We start from the raw sequence: 20,658 nt of genomic DNA, 5'->3' as shown, positions 1-20,658 counted from the left end.
GACACCTCCCCGAACCGGTCGACGTCGCCGTGCGGGGAGCCCCCGGGGGCTCCGGCCTGCGCGCTCCGGGAGCCCGGGCGGCCTGGCACTCGCACGGACCGAGTGCCAATCCAGCATACGTCTAGGGAGCCGTTCCGTCGCGGACGTGACGGGGTCGACCCCCCGGAGGGGGCGCGGTGCCGCAGGAGGACGGCCGATAGGGTCGCCGGGGTCGGAACGGGTGCGGGGCAGGTCGGACGGAGGTCGGGTCCCTGATCTTCAAAGCGGTGCGGAACGGGCGCCCCTATCCCGAGCACGGCCTGTCCACCAAGGACTGGGCGATGATCCCGCCCCGGCAGATCCGGCTCGACACGCTGGTCACCACCAAGCGCGAGCTGGCGTTGGACACCCTGCTCGCCGACGACTCGACCTTCTACGGCGACCTCTTCCCGCACGCCGTCCAGTGGCACGGCGACCTCTACCTGGAGGACGGCCTGCACCGCGCGCTGCGGGCGGCCCTGCAGCAGCGCTCGGTGATCCACGTCCGGGTCCTCGACCTCGACGCGCTGATGCCCGCCAACCTGGCGTGAACGGGGCCGTCCTCCGCGAGGCGACCGCGGACGACGTCCCCGACGGCATGGGGCCCGACCTCTGAGCCGGCTACAGCCAGCCCTTGTCCGCGGCGACGCGGGCGGCCTCCACGCGGGTGCGGGCGCCGGTCTTGCCGATCGCCGAGGACAGGTAGTTGCGCACCGTCCCCTCGGACAGGAACAGCCGCCGGGCGATGTCGGCGACGGTGGCGCCGTCGGCGGCCTCGCGCAGCACGTCGGCCTCGCGTGCCGACAGCGGCGTGGCGCCCATCGCCAGCGCCGCGGCGGCCAGGTCCCGGTCGATCACCCGCTCCCCCGCGACGACGGCCCGGATCGCCGTCGCGAGCTCTGCCACCGGCGCGTCCTTGACCAGGAACCCGGCCGCACCGACCTCCATGGCGCGCCGCAGGAAGCCCGGCCGGCCGAACGTGGTCAGGACGACGGCGCGCACCGCGGGCAGCTCCGCGGCCAGCTCGCGCGCGGCCTCGATGCCGTCGCGCCCGGGCATCTCGATGTCCAGGAGCGCGACGTCGGGGCCGTGCTCGCGGGCGGCGCGGAGCACCTCGTCGCCGCGGCCCACCTCGGCGACCACCGTGATGTCGGGCTCGAGCTCCAGCAGTGCCCGCAGCGCGCCGCGGACCATCGACTGGTCCTCGGCGACCAGGACCCGGATCACCCGGTCGCTCACCGGGCCACCGTCTGCGGCGCCGTCTCCCGCACCGGGGCCGGCACCAGCGGGAGCACGGCGCGCAGCTCGTAGCCGCCGTCGCGGCCGCTCCCGCCGGTGAGCCGCCCGCCGAGCGCGCCCACCCGCTCGGACAGGCCGGCCAGGCCCGAGCCCGGCTCGCTGTCCTCGGTGGGCCCGCGGCCGTCGTCGGCCACGGTGAGCACCGCCTCGGCGCCGTCGTCGGTGAGGGACACCGTCACCGTCCGCGCGCCGCTGTGCCGCAGCACGTTCGTCGTCGCCTCGCGCACCACCCAGCCCAGTGCTGCGTCCACCGGGCCGGGCAGGGTGGGCACGCGCGTGGGCACCCGGACGGTGATCCCCGCCCCCGACAGCGCCGAGCGGGCCTCGGCGAGCGCCTGCGCGCAGCTGACCTGCCGGTAGCCGCTCACGGCGTCGCGGACCTCGGCCAGCGCGCGTCGGGCGGCGGCCTCGACGTCGGCCATCTCGGTGCGCGCCCGGGCGGGGTCGGCCTCGGCCAGCCGCCCGGCGAGCTCGCTCTTGAGCGCGATGAGCGACAGGCTGTGGCCGAGCAGGTCGTGCAGGTCGCGGGCGAAGCGCAGCCGCTCCTCGGCCACGGCGTTGCGCGCCAGCTCTTCCCGGGCCTCGGCGAGCTCGTTGTTGACCTCGACCAGGTGGCGGGTGCCGCGCAGCCCGAACGCGGTGAGCAGGCACATCACCGGGAGGACGAACAGGTCGCCGAGCATGTCGTCGGCGGCGACCACGGCGGCGCACACCGCGGCGGCCGCGACCACCGCCGGCCACACCCAGCGCTGCGGCAGCGCCGCCGCCGAGGCCGCCGACACGTAGATCATCAGCCCGGCCCACGACGGCCCCAGCCAGACGGCGAGCGCGACGGCGAGGACCGCGACGAACGCCAGCCGGGACATCGCCGGCGGGCCCCAGCAGCCGCCGCCGAACGCCCGGCGGAAGACGTCGAGGTAGACGACGGTGAAGGCCAGCAGGCCGGCCCCGGCCACCACCCGGACGGCGAGCGGCCGGTCGGTGGTGAGCAGGTCGACGACCGGGAAGAACTGGAACAGCAGCCAGGGCAGCGCCCAGCCGATGCGCTGCCACCGGGTGCGGGGTTCCACGGCGACCGACCGTAGCCCGCTCAGCCCGCGACGGCGGCCAGCGGACGCCGCCGCGCCGCGGCGACGGCGAGGACGGCGAAGGCCGCTCCGAACGCCGCCAGCGCCACCAGGGCCGTCAGGCCCGGGAGCTCGCCCGCCGCGACGTCGCGGCCGGTCTGCGCGTACCAGTACGACGGCAGCGCGTGCGCCACCGCGCGCAGGCCCGACGGGAAGATCTCCACCGGCACCCACAGCCCGCCGAGCGCGGCCAGCACGGTGGCGACCAGGCCCATGGCGCCGCCGGCCGCCTTCTCCTCCAGCGCCCAGCCCAGCAGCAGGCCCAGCGCCACGAACACCGCCGACCCGAGCCACAGCACGCCGACCAGGCCCACCCACGTTCCGGGGTCCAGCCGCACGCCGTTGACGAACCGCCCCACCAGCGCGACGACGACCAGCGGCGGCAGCGCGAGGAGCATCCCGACGGCGACGTCGACGGCGACCACCGAGGTCTGCGGCACCGGCGTCACCCGCAGCTGCCGCAGCCACCCGGAGGCCCGGTCGAACGACAGCCGGATGGTGGCGCCCAGCGCCGCGCCGATGGCGCCGTAGGCCATCATCGCGACCATCGTGGCCGCGGCCGCCTCCTGGCTGATCCCGCCGGGCGCGCCGGCGAGGACCTGCGTGAAGAAGACGGTGAACGCCGCCGGCAGGGCGACGGTGAAGAGCAGGTACTGCTTGTTGCGGCCGACCCGGCGCAGCTGGAAGGCGAACAGCGGACTCATCGCAGAGCTCCCGTGGTGAGGGTGAGGACGGCGTCCTCGAGGCTGGCGCCGCGGACCTCGAGGTCGGTCAGCGGGATCCCGCGGTCGAGCAGGACGCGCAGGGTGGCCTCGGGGTCGGTGGTGGTGAGGACGGCGGAGCCGCCCTGGCGTGCGGCGGTGAGGACGCCGGGCAGCGCCGCGAGGTCGGCGCCGTCGGTCACCGACAGGCGCACGGTCCGCCCCGAGACGGCGGAGCGGACCTCGGCGGAGGACCCGTCGGCGACCACCCGCCCGCCCGCGAGGACCACCACCCGGTCGGCGACGGCGTCGGCCTCCTCGAGGTGGTGGGTGGCGAAGACGACCGTCGTACCGCGGGCGGCGAGCTCGCGCATCGTCGTCCAGAAGGCCCGGCGGCCCTCGACGTCCATGGCCGAGGTGGGCTCGTCGAGCAGCAGCAGCGGCGGCTGACCGGCCAGCGCCAGCGCCAGCATCACCCGCTGCCGCTGGCCGCCCGAGAGCGCCTCGACCGGCCGAGCGAGCAGCCCGTCGATGCCGGTGGTGGCCACCAGGTCCTCCAGCGGCCAGGGATCGGGGTAGCTGTGCCGCACGAGGTGCAGGACCTCGCCGACGCGGGCCTCGCTCGGCAGGCCGCCGTGCTGGAGCATCGCGCCCACGCAGCCGGCGCGGACGGCGTCGGCCGGCGCGCGGTCCAGCACGCGGACGGTGCCGGTCGCGGGGTGCACCAGGCCGAGGACGGCGGAGACGGTGGAGGACTTCCCGGCGCCGTTGGGGCCGAGCAGTGCGATGGTCTCGCCCCGCCCGACGTGCAGGTCGAGGTCGTCGACGGCGAGCACGTCGCCGTGGCGGACGGTGAGGCCGCTGATGTCGAGCGCGTTGGCGGGCACGGCACGAGCCTGCCGCCGGCCCGGGTGCGCGCAGTAGTGCAGGACGTCGCCGGTCGCACCTGACATCCGTCAGACCCGGGGGGGCCTTCGTAGCGCTCTTGGCTCCCCCGGAGCCAAGAGCGCTACGAAGGCCCTCAGTCGGTGAGGTCGCGGACGACGGCGTCGGCGAGCAGCCGGCCGCGGTCGGTGAGCACCGCGCGGCCCGCGTCGTGCGCGGCGGGGTCGAGCAGCCCGCGGGCGACGGCGTCCGCGGCGCGCAGCCGGCCGGCGTCGGACAGCGCCGTCAGCGGCAGCCCGTCGCGCAGCCGCAGCCCGAGCATCACGGTCTCCAGCGTGCGGTCGGCCTCGTCGAGGACCTCGCGGTCGGCCACCGGGCTCTCCCCCGCGGCCAGCCGGCCGGCGTGGGCCGCCGGGTGCTTGACGTTCCACCAGCGCACCCCGCCGACGTGGCTGTGCCCGCCCGGGCCGATCCCCCACCAGTTGGCGTTGGCCCAGTACAGCTCGTTGTGCCGGCAGCGGGCGGCGTCCCCGCGCGACCAGTTGCTGACCTCGTACCAGTCGAACCCGGCGCCGCGCAGCGTGGTGTCGGCCTGCACGTAGCGGTCGGCGAGGACGTCGTCGTCGGGCATGGGCAGCTCGCCGCGGGAGATGCGGCGGGCCAGCCGGGTGCCGTCCTCCACGATCAGCGCGTAGGCGCTGACGTGGTCGACCGGCGCGGCGAGGACGGCGTCGAGCGAGGCGGCCCAGTCGGCGTCGGTCTCGCCCGGCGTGCCGTAGATGAGGTCGAGGTTGACGTGCTCGAAGCCGGCCGCGGCCGCCTCGCGCGCGGCCTGCGCCGCCCGTCCCGGGGTGTGCCGGCGGTCGAGGACGGCGAGGACGTGCTCGGCCGCGGACTGCATGCCCAGGCTCAGCCGGGTGAAGCCGGCCGCGCGCAGGGTCGCCAGCGACGCCGGGGTGACCGACTCGGGGTTGGCCTCGGTGGTCACCTCGACGTCGGAGGCGACGGGGAACAGCTCGCGGACGGCGGCCAGCACGGCGGCGAGGTCCTCGGCGGGCAGGAGCGTCGGGGTGCCGCCGCCGACGAACACCGTGGAGACCGTCGGCAGATCGGGGCCGAGGACCCGCGCGGCGCGGGACAGCTCGGCGATCGCGGTGCCGGCGTACTCGGCCCGGTTGGCGCCGGGTCCGAGCTCGTCGGAGGTGTAGGTGTTGAAGTCGCAGTAGCCGCAGCGCGTGGCGCAGAAGGGCACGTGCACGTACAGGCCGAACGGCGTCGTCGTCAGGTGCTCGCGGGCGCCGGCCGGCAGGTCGTCGTCCGCCGGCGGGCTTCCCGGCAGCAGCGGCAGGGTCGTGGTCATCTGCTCCCAGTGTGCCGCGTCCCGGCTCCCCCGGGCACGATGCCCCGGTGAGCGAGGACCGGCTGCTGCAGGTGACCGTCGCGGGGGGCGTGGCCCGCCTGGTCCTGGACTCCCCCGCCAACCGCAACGCGCTGTCCCGCGCGCTGCGGGGTCAGCTGCGCGAGGCGCTGGACGCCGCGCTCGCCGACGACGCCGTCCGCGTGGTCGTGCTCGACCACACCGGCCGGGTGTTCTGCTCGGGCATGGACCTGTCCGAGGCCGCCGGTGCCGGCGCCGGGGACCAGGGCGTGCGCGGGCTGCCCGACCTGCTGGAGACCCTCTGGACGGCGCCCAAGCCGGTGGTCGCCGTGGTCCGCGGACCGGCGCGGGCCGGTGGCGTGGGGCTGGCGGCCGCCTGCGACGTCGTGGTGGCGGCCTCCTCGGCGACGTTCGGGATGTCGGAGGTGCGCCTCGGGCTGGTGCCCGCGGTGATCTCCGCCGTCGTGCTGCCGCGCATGCAGCCGCCCGTGGCGCACCGGCTGATGCTGACCGGTGAGGTGTTCGACGCCGCCACCGCCGCGGCCGGCGGGCTGGTGGACCTGGTGGCGCCCGACGACGAGGTGGACGCCGCCGTCGACGGGCAGGTCATGGCGCTGGCCGCCGGGTCGCCGTGGGCGCTGGCCGAGACCAAGCGGCTGCTGCGCGCCGGCGGGTTGCGCGGCTCGTTCGACGACCTGCTCGAGCTCTCCGCGCGGGCCTTCGCCGGCGAGGACGGCCAGGAGGGCATCGCGGCCTTCCGCGAGAAGCGCCCGGCCCGCTGGGTGCCCACGCTCTAGCGCCGGCTCGCGGGCCGCGGGACCCTGCGGTGGTGACGGCACCCGAGGACCCGCGCGAGCGCTTCCGCACCCTGCCCGAGCCGGTCCGCCCCGAGGACGCCGTGGAGACCGTGGACGCGGAGGCCGCGCGGCCGGTGGACACGGAGGGCGACGAGCGCGACCGCCTCCTCCGCGAGGCCGGCGGCTGACGCTCCCCGCCACCCCTCCCGCCGACGGTCGTGCTCTGCCTACACACGTGGGCAGAGCACGAAAGGGGCCGACCAGGACCCGTTCCGCGCGCAGTCGTGCTCTGCACACACCGGTGGGCAGAGCACGACTGCGGCTCAGAGGACGTACGTGGCGATCAACTGGCCGAGCTGGCGGATGTCGGAGTTGCCCTTGAACTCCAGCCGCACCTTGCCCAGCCCGCTGAACCAGAGGTCGAGCTCGGCGTCGAGGTCGAAGGTGCCGGCGGTCTCCACCGAGAAGGCCTGGATCTTGCCGTAGGGCAGCGAGGTGAAGTCCTTCTTGCGGCCGGTCATGCCCTGGACGTTCACCGCGATCGGCCGCTTGTCGGTGAAGACGACGAAGTCCTGCACCGTCCTGAAGGCGAAGTGGAGCTGCTCACCGGGGATGAGCAGCGGGGCGACGTCGCCGGCGACGTCCTGGGGGTTGCACTGGCTCAGCTTGAACACCGAGCCACTGGAGAAGTCGATCACCCGGACACGTGAGGTGACATCCGCGTGACGCAGTGTCTCCCGCGCCGGGGGTCAGCGCAGGCGGCGGCTCGCGTCGGGCAGCCGCAGGGTGACCCCGCGGGCGTCGAGCCACTCCATCAGCGGCACCGCCACCCGGCGGCTCGTCCCCCACGCCGACCGCGCCTGGCTGAGGGTGAACGGCTGCGGCACCCCGGCCAGCCGCTCGCGCGCGACCTCCTCCACCCCCGGCGCCAGGTAGACGCCGTCGGCGATGCGGACGAGCTGCCCGTCGCGCACCGCCGCCGCCAGCTCGCGCGGGCCCAGCCGGGCGGCGCGCAGCTCCTCGGCGTCCGGCGCGGCGAACGGGTCCGCGGCCAGCCGGGCCCGGATGGCGTCGACGGCGCGCTGCACGGCCGGCGGCAGGCCCGCGGCGGCCACCACCACCCGGCCCTCGCGCAGCGCCAGCGGCGGGCGGACGACGAGCGCGACGAGGTCGTCGGCGGGCAGGTCCAGCTCGCGGCGCACCACGGCGACCGGTGGTCCCGGCTCCAGCGGGTGCGCCTGCCGGTGCGCGGCCACCAGCCCGGGCACCCGGCGGGCGAGGTCCCCCACCAGCCCCGGTGCGAGCAGCCACGGGCCGGCGCGGACGGCGTCGTCGGGCACCGGCCAGCCCATCGCGGTGAAGTCGTCGGCGCGCACCACCCGGCGCCGGCCGAGGTCGGCCGCCGCACCCGCGGGGCCTGCCTCCTGGGCGTCGAGGTCGGCGGCCCGCTGCCGGGCGGCGCCGCGGCGGCGCAGCTCCGGCGGGGCGACGTCGCGGACGTCGGCGCCCAGCACCCGCCGGGCGCCGGGGTCGCGCAGCAGCACCCGGTCGCCCACCCGCAGCGGCAGCGCCGAGGCCAGCCGCAGCCGCACCGCCGCGCCGTCCAGGGGGCGCAGCCGCACGGGCACCGCCGCCGACCCGACGTGCAGCACCGCCTCGGCCGGCAGCCGGTCCTCCGGCTCCCGCGCGAGGACGACGTCGACCTCGGCGGTCTCGCGGAAGGCGCCGGGCGTCAGGAGCGCGTCGCCGCGGGCGAGGTCCTCGACGGCGACCCCGCGCAGGTTCAGCGCCACCCGCGCGGTCGCCGCCGCCCGCTGCACCGGACGGCCCAGCGACTGCACGCCGCGCACGGTCACCTCCCGGCCGCCCAGCCGCAGCCGGTCCCCCGGCGCCACCGACCCGGCCGCCAGCGTGCCGGTGACCACGGTCCCGGCGCCGCGGATGGGGAACGCGCGGTCGATCCACAGCCGCACCGGGGCGTCGGCGCCCGGCGCGGGCAGCCCGGCCAGCATCGTCTCCAGCGCGGCCGCGAGGTCGGGGACGCCCCGGCCGGCCGGGGCGCTCACCGCAACAGCCGGCACGACGCCCATCGACGTGGCGGCCAGCCGCTCGCTCGCGTCGGCCAGCACCGGCGCGGGGTCGGCGAGGTCGGCCTTGGTGACGGCGAGCAGCGCGTGCCGCACGCCGAGCGCGTCGAGGACGGCGACGTGCTCGGCGGTCTGCGCCGACCAGCCGTCGTCGGCGGCGACCACCACCAGCGCGGCCGGCACCGACCCGACGCCGGCGAGCATGTTGCCGACGAACCGCTCGTGACCGGGCACGTCGACGACGGCGACCACCCGCCCGGTGGGCAGCGTCGTCCAGGCGAACCCGAGGTCGATGGTCAGGCCGCGGCGGCGCTCCTCCTCCCACCGGTCGGGCTCCATGCCGGTGAGCGCGCGGACCAGCGTCGACTTGCCGTGGTCCACGTGCCCCGCCGTGGCGATCACGTCCATGCCGTTCAGCGCCACCGGCCGGCCACCTCCAGCACCGCGGCCGCGAGGTCGTCGTCGGCCGAGGGCGGCACGCTGCGCAGGTCCAGCAGCGTGCGGTCGTCGGCGAGGTACCCGACCACCGGCCGCGCGCCCCGGCGCAGCGGCTCGGCGAGCGCGGCGGGCAGCGAGACCGCGGCGCTGGGGAGCCGGTGCTCGGGCGCCCCGCCGCCGCCCACGCGGGCGGCCGAGTCCACGGCCCGGGCGTCGAGACCGGCGGCCGCCAGCCGGTCGGCGAGCGCCGCGGCCCGCGCGCGCAGGTCCGCGACGCCGGCCGCGAGCATCTCCTGCACCGGCGGGAGCGGGCCGCGCAGCGTCGCCTCGAGCGCGGCCAGCGTGGTCTTGTCCACCCGCAGCGCCCGGTAGAGCGGGTGCCGGCGCAGCCGCTGCACCAGCTCGGCGCGGCCGAGCACCAGCCCGGCCTGCGGGCCGCCGAGCAGCTTGTCGCCGCTGGCGAGCACCAGGTCGGCGCCGTCGGCCAGGGTGGTCTGCAGGTCCGGCTCGTCGGGCAGCGCGGGGTGCGGGCGCAGCAGGCCGGAGCCGACGTCGGCCACCAGCGGCACCCCGGTCCCGGCGAGCGCGCCCGCCAGCGACGCCACCGGCACCGCCCGGGTGAACCCGCGGACGACGAAGTTCGACGGGTGCACCTTGAGCACCGCTCCGGTGCCCGCGCCGAGCGCGCGCGTGTAGTCCTCCAGCGCGACCCGGTTGGTGGTGCCGACCTCCCGCAGCCGCGCGCCGGTGGACTCCAGCAGCTCGGGGATGCGGAAGCCGTCGCCGATCTCGACCAGCTCGCCGCGGGCGATGACCAGCTCACCGGCCAGCGCCGTCGCCACCAGGGCGAGGGCGGCGGCGCAGTTGTTGACCACGATCGCGGCCTCGGCCGCCGGCACCGCCGCCAGCAGGGCCGACAGCGCCGCCTCGCCCCGCGGGCCGCGGCGGCCGGTGCGCAGGTCCAGCTCGACGTCGGTGGTCCCGCTCGCGGCGACCACGGCCTCGACGGCGGCCGGGGACAGCGGCGCCCGCCCGAGGTTGGTGTGCACGAGCACGCCGGTGGCGTTGAGCACCGGCCGCAGGCTGCCCGCCGTCGCCGGCAGGGCGGCCAGGACCGTGGCGACGGCGTCCTCCGGGGTCACCTCCCCCGCGCGGACGCGCGACTGGACGGCGCGGACGGCGTCCTTGACCAGGTCGCGGCCCAGGCGTGCGGCCGCGCCGGCCAGCGCCGGGTCGGCCAGCAGCGTGTCGGTGCGGGGCACTGCCCGCCGCGGGTCGGCGCTCATCGCTGTCGCAGCGTATGCGCGCCGACCCGCGGTCGTCGGCTGGCGGAGGCGGACGGGAATCGAACCCGCCTGACCGAGCTGCTCGGCCACGTCGGCTTTAGAGGCCGCGGGGGCCACCAGACACCCTGACGCCTCCGCGGGGGAGCCTACGGCCCGGTCACTCCCCGGCGCAGATCGCCGCCATCTCGTCGAGGTAGTCGGCGTAGGGCGGCAGTCCGGCGTCGGCGCGCAACTGCTCGACGGCGGCCGGGTCGGCCAGCGGCAGCGCCGGCTGCGGTCCGTCGGCCGTGCACGCGACCTGCGTGCCGTACGTCTGCGGCCGGCCGGTGTTCGCGGCCACCCGGTCGGTCAGGTAGGCGAGGTCGCCCGCCGACGCCTGGCCGGCCGCCACCGCCTGCCGCAGCAGCTCGAGTGCCCGCTGCTGGAAGACCGGGTCGAGGTCGGCGTGCTGGGCGATCGCCCATGCCGCCTCGGAGCCGTCCTCGCCGACCAGCTCCCAGGTCGGCCAGCCGTGCGCGTCGAGGATCTCGGCCAGCCGTGCCGTGCGCGCGGCGTCGCCCTCCGGGTCCGCGCCGCCGGTGCGCCCGCTCTGGTCCCGATCGAGCATGGCGAGCAGCTCGTCGTGCAGCTCCCGGTCGAAGCCGGGCGGCGCCGCGGTGGACGACGACGGCTCCGACGGCGCGGGCGCCGTCGACGCCGCGCCACCCGTCGGCTCCCCCGACGCACACCCCGCCAGCACCAGCAGCAGGACGGCGAGCAGCAGACGGGACACGGGGCGCCTCCTCGGGTGGCGGCGATGGTCCCGCGGCCGGCTGCCGCGGTCCAGCGGTGCCGTCCGGCCCGGGACTAGCGTCGGCCGGGTGACGACCGCTCCGGCCACCATCCGGCTCACCCAGTACGCGCACGGCGGCGGCTGCGCCTGCAAGATCCCGCCCGGCGAGCTCGAGGCCGTCGTCGCGGGGCTCACCCACACCGGCCCGGTCTCCCCGGCCGCCGAGCTGGTCGTCGGGCTCGACGACGGCGACGACGCGGCCGTGGTGCGGATCGCCGGGGGGCAGGGGCTGGTGCTCACCACCGACTTCTTCACCCCGGTCGTCGACGACGCCCACACCTTCGGCCGGATCGCGGCGGCCAACGCGCTCTCCGACGTCTACGCGATGGGCGGCACCCCCGTCGTCGCGGTCAACCTGCTGGGCTGGCCGCGCGACGTGCTGCCGGCCGAGCTGGCCGCGGAGGTGCTGCGCGGCGGGCTGGAGACGGCGCAGGAGGCCGGCTGCCACGTCGGCGGCGGGCACTCGATCGACGACCCCGAGCCCAAGTACGGCATGGCGGTCACCGGCGTCCTCGACCTCGACCGGGTCATCCGCAACGACGCCGCCGTCGCCGGGACGCCGCTGTCGCTGACCAAGCCGCTGGGCGTCGGGGTGCTCAACAACCGGATGAAGGCCACCGGCGAGGTGAGCGCGGAGGCGGTGGCGTCGATGACCGCGCTCAACCGCGACGCCGCGCTGGCCGCGCTGGCCGCCGGCGTCCGCGCCGGCACCGACGTCACCGGCTTCGGCCTGCTCGGGCACCTGTACAAGATGGCCCGCGCCAGCGGGGTGACCGCCGTGGTCGACGCCGCCGCCGTCCCGTACCTGACCGGCGCGCGCGAGGCGCTGGCCGCCGGGTACGTCTCCGGCGGCACCCGGCGCAACCTCGACTGGGTGCGCCCGCACGCCGACCTGTCCGCCGTGGACGGGGACGAGGCGCTGCTGCTGGCCGACGCGCAGACCTCCGGCGGGCTGCTGCTGGCCGGCGAGGTGCCCGGTGCCCCGGTCATCGGGGAGTTCGTCCCGCGCGGGGAGCACGTGCTCGTCGTCCGGTGACCTGGCCGGTCGTGGCCGACGCAGTCGGCTCCGGAGGTCCGGCGCGGGGCCGGAGGCTCCCGCCGGAGATCCGGGGAGCGGCTCCGCACGGGGTGGGGACGGCCGTGGGCCGCGGTGCGGCCCGGAGGGTCGCAGTGCCATAGTCCGGCCATGCGCGCCGTCTTCGTCTCCACGCCCTCGCCCGACGACCCGCTCTCCGTCCTGGAGGTCGGCGACCGTCCCGAGCCGGAGGCGCCCGACGGCTGGACGACGGTGCAGGTGAAGGCGGTCTCGCTCAACCACCACGACCTGTTCAGCCTGCGCGGTGTGGGCCTGCCGCAGGAACGGATGCCGATGATCCTGGGCACCGACGCGGCCGGGTTGGACGAGGACGGCAACGAGGTCGTCGTGCACGGCGTCGTCGCGACCCCGGGCTGGACCGGCGACGAGACGCTCGACCCGAAGCGCACGCTGTTCTCCGAGCTGTACCAGGGCACGATGGCCGAGCGGGTCGCCGTCCCCCGGCGCAACGTGCTGCCCAAGCCGGCCGAGCTGTCCTTCGCCGAGGCCGCGTGCCTGCCCACCGCCTGGCTCACCGCCTACCGGATGCTGTTCGTGAAGTCGGGGCTGCGGCCCGGGCACACGGTGCTCGTGCAGGGCGCCAGCGGCGGCGTGGCCACCGCACTGGTGGTGCTGGGGCGGGCCGCCGGCTTCCGGGTCTGGGTGACCGGCCGCAGCGAGGAGAAGCGGCAGGCCGCGCTCGAGCTGGGCGCCGAGCAGGCGTTCGAGACCGGCGCCCGGCTGCCCGAGCGGGTCGACGGCGTCATGGAGACCGTCGGCAAGGCGACCTGGAGCCACAGCGTCAAGTCGCTCAAGCCCGGCGGCGTCATCGTCACCTCCGGCGCCACCACGGGCTTCGACCCGAGCGCCGAGCTCAACCGGGTGTTCTTCACCCAGCTGTCGGTGATCGGCTCCACGATGGGCACCCGTGACGAACTCGAGGCGCTCATGCGCATGTGCGCGGCCACCGGCGTCCGCCCGGTCATCGACGTCGAGCTGCCGCTGGACCAGGCCCGCGAGGGGTTCGCCCGCATGCTCGAGGGCCGCACCGCAGGCAAGATCGTCTTCACCGTCTGACCCGGGGAGGCCGGTCGTGGCCAGGACAGCACGGGTGTGGCGGGGCTGGGTCCGCACCGAGGACACCGCCGCCTACGCCGCCTACGTCGAGGAGACCGGCGTCGGCGGGTACCGGCGGACGCCGGGCAACGAGGGCGCCTGGGTGCTCACCCGCGACCTCGGCGACGGCCGCACCGAGATCGTGGCGCTGAGCCTGTGGGAGTCGCTGGAGGCCGTCCGCGGGTTCGCCGGCGACGACCTCGAGGCCGCCGTCTACTACCCCGAGGACGACCGCTACCTCGTGCAGCGCGAGGACACCGTCACGCACTACGAGGTGCGCGAGCCCGGCTGACCTCCCGGAGCAGCACCAGCGCCGCGACCCCCGCCAGCGCGGCGGCGACCGCGGCGCCGGCGAAGACGGTGTGCAGCTGGAGGAGGACGGCGGCGTCGGTGGCGTCCTCGTACGCGGGGCAGTCCGCGGGCGAGGCCGGGCACAGCGTCAGCGGCGAGCCGATCGCCCCGACCTCGGCGGTGAACCGGCGCAGCGCCACCGCGGTGAGCAGCGAGAGCCCCACCAGCATGCCGACGGTCCGGGCGACGACGGCCAGCGCGCCGGCGCTGCCGTGCACCTCGGGTGCGGTGACGGCGAGCAGCACCGCGTTGACCGGCGCGATGGCCAGGCCGAACCCGAGACCCGCGGCGAGCAGCACGACGGTCGACGTCCAGGAGTCCAGCGAGGTCTCCCCCCAGCCGGTCATGGCCCACAGCGCCAGGGCGGCCAGCGCCATGCCGCCCGCGGCGACGGCCCGCGGGGGCGCAACCCGGCACAGCCACCCGCCGGCCACCGCGCCCACCGGGACGGCGACCAGCAGCCGCACCAGCACCAGCGCGGCGCCGAGCTGGTCACCGGGCGTCGTCGTCGCGCGGGCGAACAGCGGGACGTCGACCAGCGCGGCCACCAGCGCCACCCCGACCAGCAGGTTGACCAGCAGCGCACCCCAGGCGCCGGCCGGCCGCAGCGCCGCCAGCGGCAGCACCGGGTCGGGCGTGCGCCGCTCGTGCAGCCAGAAGGCGACGGCGGCCGCGGCCGCCACCGGCAGCAGCACCGGTCCGTGCGCCACGACCTCGCGGGCCGGATCGGCGGCGGCGAAGGCCCACACCAGCGCGCCCAGCGCCACGACGGCGAGCAGCGACCCGGCGACGTCGACCTCGCGCAGCAGCCGCGGCACCCCGCGCAGCGGCAGGACCGCGCCGTCGGGGCGGGTCAGGCTGCGCGCCACCAGGGCGATCCCCGCGATCCCGGCTCCCAGCACCAGCGGCGTCGTGGCAGCGACACCGTCGGCCAGCGGCACCCAGGCCAGGCCGAGCGTCACGTCCTCGGCCAGCGCGGCGGGCTCGGCCAGCTGCAGCCCGGCGGCGGCGCCGGTGAGGGCGAGCAGGGCCAGCCCCAGCGGGTCGGGGCGCCGCCCTCCGGTCGCCACCACCCCGGCGGCCAGCGCGAGGCCGAGCAGCAGGTTGATCCAGAAGACCGCCCGCCAGTCGCCGACCGCGAGCACCGCGGCCCCGGCCAGCGGGCCGAGCACCGCACCGGCCTCCTGCACGGCGCCGACCACGCCCAGCGGCACCGCCCGGCGCTCCGGCGGCCACCGGTCGGCGACCAGGGCGAGCGTGGCCGGGACCAGCCCGCCGGCGCCCACGCCCTGCAGGCCGCGCCCGGCGACGGCGGTGCCCAGCCCGGCCGCCGTCGCGGTGAGCAGGGAGCCCACGGCGAACAGCAGCAGGCAGCCGGCGAGCACCGGCACCCGCCCGCGCAGGTCGGCCAGCCGGCCCAGCAGCGGCAGCGTGGCGGTGTAGCCGAGGAGGAAGCCGCCGACGATCGGCGTCGCCCGCTGCAGCTCGTCGATGCCGACGCCGACCCCGGTGAGGATGTCGGGCAGCGCCAGGACGACGACGTAGGTGTCGGCCGCGGTCACCAGGACCGCGAGCGTGGCCAGGACGACCAGCGGCAGCCCGGGCGCCCGGATCGTCGCGGCCGGCGGCTGCTCAGCCGACAGGCGGTGGGGTGATCTCGACATCGTCGCCGGCCTCGGAGAGCTCGATGGTGAAGGTGGCGTCCCGGTCGGCGGCGTAGAACGGGCCGGTCAGCTCGGCGCGGCGCAGCTGGCCGGTCTCGGTCGCCACGGAGAAGCGGGCCTCCACCGGCTGGCTCGGGTCCTCACTGGTGAGCACCTCCTCGACCAGGTCGCCGGGCAGCTGCGCGGTCACCTCGCGCACCACCTCGCCGTCGACCCGCCGCTCCTCCCCCAGCTCGGCGGAGCCGGCCTGGGCCAGCAGCTGGGAGATGCCGGTGTCGGGGTCGAGCAGGGCGCCGGGGTCGCCGAAGCCGAACTGCGCGGGGTCGACGACGCTGTAGCCACTGGTGAAGGGCAGCTGCGCGTGGACGGTGCCGTCGACGGAGACGACGGCGAGGTCGAGCGCCGACCCTCCGGCCAGCACCTGCAGCGTGCCCTGGAAGGAGGCCGGGCGGACGACGTCGCCCTCGCCGCCGACCAGCGCGGTGCCGGTGGTCGGCGCGCCCTCGCTGGTCAGCACGAAGTGCAGGCGGTCGGTGTCGTCGAGCGTCGTCTTGGCGCGGGCGAGCAGGTCAGCGGCCGACTCCTCGGGCTCGTCGGACCCGCAGCCGGCCAGCGCCGACCCCGTGAGCACGAGCCCGGCCACCAGGACGGCGGCACGGCGCAGCAGCATGACGACCTCCCCGTTGCGCCGGTGCACCCGGTGCGCGGGCACGGTAGCGCGTCGCTCGCGGCGGGGGCCGCAGGCAGCGGGGGTTCTCCCGCTGCGGGAGGAGGTCCAGGCTGGTGCGGTGGACGTGCTGTTCATCGCCAGCGTCAGCGTGGTCACCGCGGACCCCGCCGCGAGCCGCGCCCTGTACGTCGACGCCCTGGGCCTGCCCCTCGAGCAGATGGACGGCGACTACGTCCCCAGCGAGCGGATCGGGGGCAGCCGCCACTTCGGTGTCTGGCTGCTGACCCAGGCCGCCCGGGCCTGCTTCGGCACGCTCGACTGGCCGCCGGACCGCCCGGTGCCGCAGGCCAGCATCGAGTTCGAGCTCGCCGACGCCGAAGCGGTGGCCGCCAGCGCGGCCGAGCTCGAGGAGCGGGGCCACACGCTGCTGCACGGGGCGCGCACCGAGCCGTGGGGACAGACGGTCGCCCGGCTGCAGAGCACCGAGGGGCTCGTCGTCGGGCTGTCGTACGCGTCCTGGCTGCACTGAGCGGCTACGCGGGGGCGGCCGCCCGGGCGATCCGCGCGGCGAGCTTGAGCTGGTCCTTGACCGGCATCGCCGCCAGCGCCGGCTCCAGCTGGGCGATCCGGTAGCGCTGGGTGGTCAGCGCCCGGAAGGCCAGGCCCGTGGTGACCTCGTGCGCGGGCCGCTCGACGACGGTCACCTCGTCGCCGGCACCGACCTCGCCGGTCTCGAGCACCCGCAGGTAGGCGCCGGTGGCCCCGTGAGCGGTGAAGCGCCTGACCAGGTCGGGCACGTCCCAGAAGCGGGCGAAGTTGGCGCACGGGATCCGCGGCGCGGTGACCTCGAGCAGCGCCGTCCCCACCCGCCAGCGCTCGCCGATCACCGCGCCGGTGAGGTCGAGGCCCGCCGTCCGCAGGTTCTCCCCGAACCGGCCGGGCGGGAGGTCGCGGTCGAGCTCGGCGGCCCAGTGGTCGGCGTCCTCCTGGGCGTAGGCGTAGACCGCCTGCCCCTCCCCGCCGTGGTACTTCCGGTTGACCTGGACGTCGCGGTCCAGGCCGAGCCCGCCGACGGCGACCCGGCCGGCCACCGGCTTCTTGTCGATGCCGCTGCGGTCGGGCCGGCGCCCCGGCAGGGGCAGCAGGTCGGAGCCGGAGACGCATACGGCCAGCAGCCGCGGGCTCACTTCTTGGAGGCGGTGGACTCGTTGGTGGACAGCGCGGCGACGAAGGCCTCCTGGGGGACCTCGACGCGGCCCACCATCTTCATCCGCTTCTTGCCCTCCTTCTGCTTCTCCAGCAGCTTGCGCTTGCGGGTGATGTCACCGCCGTAGCACTTGGCGAGGACGTCCTTGCGGATGGCGCGCACGGTCTCGCGGGCGATGACCCGGGAGCCGACGGCCGCCTGGATCGGCACCTCGAACTGCTGGCGCGGGATGAGCTCGCGCAGCTTGCCGGCCATCATCACGCCGTAGCCGTAGGCCTTGTCCTTGTGCACGATCGCGCTGAACGCGTCGACGGCCTCGCCCTGCAGCAGGATGTCCACCTTGACCAGCGCGGACTCCTGCTCGCCGGCCTCGGAGTAGTCGAGGCTGGCGTAGCCGCGGGTGCGCGACTTCAGCGCGTCGAAGAAGTCGAAGATGATCTCGCCGAGCGGCAGCGTGTAGCGCAGCTCCACGCGGGACTCGCTCAGGTAGTCCATGCCGCCGAGCTGGCCGCGCCGGCTCTGGCACAGCTCCATGATGGCGCCCGTGTAGTCGCTGGGCGCGATGATCGTGGCGTTGACGATCGGCTCGTAGACGCGGTCGATCTTGCCCTCGGGCCAGTCGCTGGGGTTGGTCACGGTGACCTCCGAGCGGTCCTCCATGACCACCCGGTAGACGACGTTCGGCGCGGTGGAGATCAGGCTGATGCCGGCCTCACGCTCGAGCCGCTCGCGGACGATCTCCAGGTGCAGCAGGCCGAGGAAGCCGACGCGGAAGCCGAAGCCGAGCGCCGCGGAGGTCTCCGGCTCGTAGGTCAGCGCCGCGTCGTTGAGCAGCAGCTTGTCCAGCGCCTCGCGCAGCAGCGGGTACTCGCTGCCGTCGATGGGATAGAGGCCGGAGTAGACCATCGGCTTGGGGTCGCGGTAGCCGCCGATCGACTCGGTGGCCGGCTTGTACTGCAGCGTGACGGTGTCGCCGACCCGGGACTGGCGGACGTCCTTCACGCCGGTGATGAAGTAGCCGACCTCGCCGACGCCCAGGCTGTCCACCGGCTTGGGCTCCGGGGAGATGACGCCGATCTCGAGCAGCTCGTGCGTGGCACCGGTGGACATCATCTTGATCTTGTCGCGGGCGGAGATCCGTCCGTCGACGACGCGGACGTAGGTGATGACGCCGCGGTAGATGTCGTAAACCGAGTCGAAGATCATCGCCCGGGCGGCGCCGGCGGCGTCGCCGGTCGGGGCAGGGATCTCCGTGACGATGCGGTCGAGCAGCGCGGGGACGCCCTCGCCGGTCTTGCCGCTGACGCGCAGCACGTCCTCGGGGTCGCAGCCGATGATGTGCGCGATCTCGGCGGCGTACCTCTCCGGCTGGGCGGCCGGCAGGTCGATCTTGTTGAGGACCGGGATGATCGTGAGGTCGTTCTCCAGGGCCAGGTAGAGGTTGGCCAGCGTCTGGGCCTCGATCCCCTGGGCGGCGTCGACCAGCAGCACCGCGCCCTCGCAGGCCGCGAGCGACCGGGACACCTCGTAGGTGAAGTCGACGTGGCCCGGGGTGTCGATCATGTCGAGCACGTACTCGGTGCCGGTGTCCGCGCCGGAGCGGGGCGTCCACGGCAGGCGCACGTTCTGCGCCTTGATGGTGATGCCGCGCTCCCGCTCGATGTCCATGCGGTCGAGGTACTGGGCACGCATGTGGCGCCCCTCCACGAGCCCGGTCACCTCGAGCATCCGGTCGGCCAGCGTCGACTTGCCGTGGTCGATGTGGGCGATGATGCAGAAGTTCCGGATCCGGGCGGGATCGGTGGCAGCAGGCGTCGTCACAGTGCCGCCATCGTCCCACGACGAGCCGCCGCCGCCGAGCACCCTGCCGGGAGGCCCTCCTGCCGGCCGGGGTGGGGCGCTGCACGGCACGCTGGTAACCTGGCAGGCCGGTCCGCTGACGCACGCCGTCCGGACGCACCGACAGACCCTTTCCCTCCTGCGAGACACCGAGGCTCACGCGTGGCGAACATCAAGTCCCAGATCAAGCGGAACAAGACGAACGAGAAGGCGCGCCAGCGCAACGTCGCCGTCAAGTCCGCCCTGAAGACGGCCGTCCGCCGCTTCCGCGCGGCCGCCGCTGCCGGCGACACCGAGGCCGCGACCACGGCGCTGCAGAAGGCCGGCAAGGCCCTCGACAAGGCCGCCAGCAAGGGCATCATCCACAAGAACCAGGCGGCCAACCGCAAGTCGGGCATGGCCAAGCAGCTGACCAGCCTCTGAACCGCCCTCCGCGCTCCCGACGAGCCCCCGTCCTCCCGCCGGAGGACGGGGGCTCGTCGCGTGTGGGGCGCTGACCGGACCCGCCGGGCGCCGGGCCGGGGTGCGGCTCAGTAGCCGGCGCGGACCCGTCCGCCCCGGCCGGTGGCGGTGCGGATGGCCACGATGCGGCGGATGGCCCGCTCGAGCGCGTAGTCGGCGCTGGCGGCCACGCCCTTGACGTCGGCGTTGAGCTCGGCGGCCACCCCGATCGCCTGCTGGAGGCCCTCGATGCTCCAGCCGCGCGCCTGCGACTGCGCCTTCTTCACCTTCCACGGCGGGAGCTTCAGCGCGCGGGCGAGCTCGCCGGTGTTGCTCGTGTTCAGCGAGGTCACCCGCGCGGCGGTGCGGATGCCGTCGGCGATCGCGTCGGCGATGAGCACCTGCGCGACCCCGCGCTCGAGCGCCCAGCGCAGCGACTCGATCGACCCCTGCCGGTCGCCCACCAGCACCTTCTCGGCGACGGTGAAGCCGGTGACCTCGGCCTGGCCGCGGTGGAACCGCGCGACGGCGTCGGCGTCGATGGTGCCGCCGAAGTCGGCGACCAGCTGGGTGGCCGCCGACGCCAGCGCCCGCAGGTCCCCGCCGACCGCCTCGACCAGCGCCGTCACCGCGTCGGCGGTGATCCGGCCGCCGGCCGAGCGCACCTCGTTGCGGACGAAGGCCGCGCGGTCCCCGGCCGAGGAGATCTTGGGGCACTCGTCGACCGCCGCCCCCGCCGCGGTGAGCGCCTTGAGCAGCGCCTCGTTGCGCTTGCCGCCGTGGTGCACGACGACCAGCGTGAGCTCCGGGTCGGGGTCCTTGCAGTAGCTGGTCAGCGCGTCGACGAGGGCACCGGCGGCCTCGTGCACGCCGGCGACCACGACGAGCCGGTGCTCCCCGAACAGGGAGGGCGCGAGCACGTCGGCGAGCTGGCCGGCCGGCAGGCCCAGCGCGGGCAGCTCGTGCAGCTCGGCCTGCGGGTGGCGCTCGAGGACGGCGGCCCGCACGGCGGCGACGGCGCGGGAGCGCAGCAGCTCCTCCTCGCCGACGACGGCCCGCAGCCGGGAGGTCGGTGCCGGGGGTGCCGCTGCCACGCCCCGATGGTGTCACGGCCCGCCGACGGTCCCGCCGCGCCACGGGGCCCGCGGGCAGACCGTCCGGGAGCACGGGACCGGACAGCCGGGTGTCGGCCAGCACAGGGCCGGACAGCACGGGGTCGGACAGCACGGCGTCGGGCAGGACGGGGCGGGCGGCCGACGCGCCGGGCGACCCGCGCGCGGCGACGCCCCACTCCCCCGCCGACCCGACGACGGCCAGGTCGCCCTCCTGGTCGGTGCGGTGCACCCGCATCCCGTCACGGGCCAGCAGCGACAGCAGCCGCGGCGCCGGGTGCCCGTAGGTGTTGTCCGCGCCGACGCTGACCAGCGCGACCCGCGCACCGGTCGCG

General features: G+C 76.2%; 22 protein-coding genes and 1 tRNA gene. 8 read left to right on the top strand and 15 right to left on the bottom strand.

What is annotated here, in order from left to right:
- Positions 1-251 precede the first annotated feature (251 nt).
- Positions 252-569 carry a type II toxin-antitoxin system VapB family antitoxin gene (locus tag HLV61_RS02260; RefSeq protein ID WP_163478066.1) on the top strand — a complete coding sequence of 106 codons (318 nt, stop codon included), beginning with the start codon at positions 252-254 and terminating at the stop codon, positions 567-569.
- A 70-nt stretch (positions 570-639) separates the two neighbouring features.
- Here the strand turns inward: HLV61_RS02260 and HLV61_RS02255 are convergent, their stop codons facing one another.
- The 5 genes from HLV61_RS02255 to hemW all read right to left on the bottom strand — a co-directional run bounded on the left by HLV61_RS02255 (position 640) and on the right by hemW (position 5,390).
- The gene (locus HLV61_RS02255) at positions 640-1,257 is read right to left on the bottom strand and encodes a response regulator transcription factor (protein WP_440284462.1); all 618 of its coding nucleotides are present in this window, start codon (positions 1,255-1,257) and stop codon (positions 640-642) included.
- Positions 1,254-2,387 (bottom strand): sensor histidine kinase, encoded by a 1,134-nt coding sequence (locus HLV61_RS02250; protein ID WP_369252534.1) that lies wholly within the window; start codon positions 2,385-2,387, stop codon positions 1,254-1,256. The genes HLV61_RS02255 and HLV61_RS02250 overlap by 4 nt, the downstream gene beginning before the upstream one ends.
- Before the next feature lie 20 nt (positions 2,388-2,407).
- On the bottom strand, positions 2,408-3,148 hold the full coding sequence (locus HLV61_RS02245) for an ABC transporter permease (RefSeq protein ID WP_369252532.1): 741 nt from the start codon (positions 3,146-3,148) through the stop codon (positions 2,408-2,410).
- On the bottom strand, positions 3,145-4,032 hold the full coding sequence (locus tag HLV61_RS02240; RefSeq protein ID WP_369252530.1) for an ABC transporter ATP-binding protein: 888 nt from the start codon (positions 4,030-4,032) through the stop codon (positions 3,145-3,147). Before HLV61_RS02240 ends, HLV61_RS02245 begins: the two co-directional genes overlap by 4 nt.
- A gap of 134 nt (positions 4,033-4,166) precedes the next feature.
- On the bottom strand, positions 4,167-5,390 hold the full coding sequence (hemW, locus tag HLV61_RS02235) for a radical SAM family heme chaperone HemW (RefSeq protein ID WP_369252528.1): 1,224 nt from the start codon (positions 5,388-5,390) through the stop codon (positions 4,167-4,169).
- A 47-nt stretch (positions 5,391-5,437) separates the two neighbouring features.
- Between hemW and HLV61_RS02230 the strand changes: the two genes are divergently transcribed.
- Positions 5,438-6,205, top strand: coding sequence for an enoyl-CoA hydratase-related protein (locus tag HLV61_RS02230; protein WP_369252526.1), 768 nt, complete (start codon positions 5,438-5,440; stop codon positions 6,203-6,205).
- A 32-nt stretch (positions 6,206-6,237) separates the two neighbouring features.
- Positions 6,238-6,393, top strand: coding sequence for a hypothetical protein (locus tag HLV61_RS02225; protein ID WP_369252524.1), 156 nt, complete (start codon positions 6,238-6,240; stop codon positions 6,391-6,393).
- Between the two features lie 135 nt (positions 6,394-6,528).
- On the opposite strand, the gene HLV61_RS02220 is transcribed toward HLV61_RS02225, so the two are convergent.
- The 5 genes from HLV61_RS02220 to HLV61_RS02200 all read right to left on the bottom strand — a co-directional run bounded on the left by HLV61_RS02220 (position 6,529) and on the right by HLV61_RS02200 (position 10,788).
- Positions 6,529-6,903, bottom strand: a complete 375-nt coding sequence (locus HLV61_RS02220; RefSeq protein ID WP_369252522.1) for a PH domain-containing protein — start codon at positions 6,901-6,903, stop codon at positions 6,529-6,531.
- 51 nt (positions 6,904-6,954) lie between these two features.
- Complete coding sequence (gene selB, locus HLV61_RS02215; protein WP_369252520.1) at positions 6,955-8,715, bottom strand: selenocysteine-specific translation elongation factor; 1,761 nt, start codon at positions 8,713-8,715, stop codon at positions 6,955-6,957.
- Entirely contained in the window at positions 8,706-10,016 is a 1,311-nt protein-coding gene (gene selA / locus HLV61_RS02210; RefSeq protein WP_369252518.1) for an L-seryl-tRNA(Sec) selenium transferase, read from the bottom strand. The genes selB and selA overlap by 10 nt, the downstream gene beginning before the upstream one ends.
- Before the next feature lie 40 nt (positions 10,017-10,056).
- A tRNA-OTHER gene (locus HLV61_RS02205) sits at positions 10,057-10,152 on the bottom strand.
- 21 nt (positions 10,153-10,173) lie between these two features.
- Positions 10,174-10,788: a DUF6624 domain-containing protein gene (locus HLV61_RS02200; RefSeq protein WP_369252516.1), complete on the bottom strand. Its 615-nt coding sequence runs from the start codon at positions 10,786-10,788 to the stop codon at positions 10,174-10,176.
- Positions 10,789-10,876: 88 nt separating this feature from the next.
- Between HLV61_RS02200 and selD the strand changes: the two genes are divergently transcribed.
- From selD to HLV61_RS02185, 3 genes are all read left to right on the top strand, one after another.
- Positions 10,877-11,884, top strand: a complete 1,008-nt coding sequence (selD, locus tag HLV61_RS02195; protein ID WP_369252514.1) for a selenide, water dikinase SelD — start codon at positions 10,877-10,879, stop codon at positions 11,882-11,884.
- Positions 11,885-12,034: 150 nt separating this feature from the next.
- Complete coding sequence (locus HLV61_RS02190) at positions 12,035-13,000, top strand: zinc-binding dehydrogenase (RefSeq protein WP_369252512.1); 966 nt, start codon at positions 12,035-12,037, stop codon at positions 12,998-13,000.
- A 16-nt stretch (positions 13,001-13,016) separates the two neighbouring features.
- Positions 13,017-13,331, top strand: coding sequence for a hypothetical protein (locus HLV61_RS02185; RefSeq protein ID WP_369252510.1), 315 nt, complete (start codon positions 13,017-13,019; stop codon positions 13,329-13,331).
- On the opposite strand, the gene HLV61_RS02180 is transcribed toward HLV61_RS02185, so the two are convergent.
- Together HLV61_RS02180 and HLV61_RS02175 are read right to left on the bottom strand one after the other, a co-directional pair.
- Positions 13,300-15,054, bottom strand: coding sequence for an MFS transporter (locus HLV61_RS02180; protein ID WP_369252508.1), 1,755 nt, complete (start codon positions 15,052-15,054; stop codon positions 13,300-13,302). The genes HLV61_RS02185 and HLV61_RS02180 overlap by 32 nt on opposite strands.
- A complete protein-coding gene (locus tag HLV61_RS02175; protein ID WP_369252506.1) occupies positions 15,023-15,751 on the bottom strand; it encodes an LppX_LprAFG lipoprotein in 729 nt (242 codons plus the stop codon). Before HLV61_RS02175 ends, HLV61_RS02180 begins: the two co-directional genes overlap by 32 nt.
- Before the next feature lie 91 nt (positions 15,752-15,842).
- Between HLV61_RS02175 and HLV61_RS02170 the strand changes: the two genes are divergently transcribed.
- Complete coding sequence (locus HLV61_RS02170; RefSeq protein ID WP_369252504.1) at positions 15,843-16,253, top strand: VOC family protein; 411 nt, start codon at positions 15,843-15,845, stop codon at positions 16,251-16,253.
- 4 nt (positions 16,254-16,257) lie between these two features.
- Here HLV61_RS02170 and HLV61_RS02165 read toward each other — a convergent pair whose 3' ends face one another.
- Entirely contained in the window at positions 16,258-16,911 is a 654-nt protein-coding gene (locus HLV61_RS02165) for an MOSC domain-containing protein (protein WP_369252502.1), read from the bottom strand.
- Positions 16,908-18,752: a translation elongation factor 4 gene (gene lepA, locus HLV61_RS02160; RefSeq protein WP_369252500.1), complete on the bottom strand. Its 1,845-nt coding sequence runs from the start codon at positions 18,750-18,752 to the stop codon at positions 16,908-16,910. The genes HLV61_RS02165 and lepA overlap by 4 nt, the downstream gene beginning before the upstream one ends.
- 180 nt (positions 18,753-18,932) lie before the next feature.
- Here lepA and rpsT point away from each other — a divergent pair, with 180 nt between their 5' ends.
- On the top strand, positions 18,933-19,193 hold the full coding sequence (gene rpsT, locus HLV61_RS02155; RefSeq protein WP_369252498.1) for a 30S ribosomal protein S20: 261 nt from the start codon (positions 18,933-18,935) through the stop codon (positions 19,191-19,193).
- A gap of 107 nt (positions 19,194-19,300) precedes the next feature.
- Here rpsT and holA read toward each other — a convergent pair whose 3' ends face one another.
- Complete coding sequence (gene holA, locus HLV61_RS02150; protein ID WP_369252496.1) at positions 19,301-20,305, bottom strand: DNA polymerase III subunit delta; 1,005 nt, start codon at positions 20,303-20,305, stop codon at positions 19,301-19,303.
- Positions 20,306-20,658: the final 353 nt, after the last annotated feature.

Source organism: Geodermatophilus amargosae (genome assembly GCF_041028265.1).
Taxonomy (GTDB): Bacteria; Actinomycetota; Actinomycetes; order Mycobacteriales; family Geodermatophilaceae; genus Geodermatophilus; species Geodermatophilus amargosae_A.
Note: the sequence above shows the minus strand (reverse complement) of the source record. Positions and strands in the feature narration are given on the sequence as shown.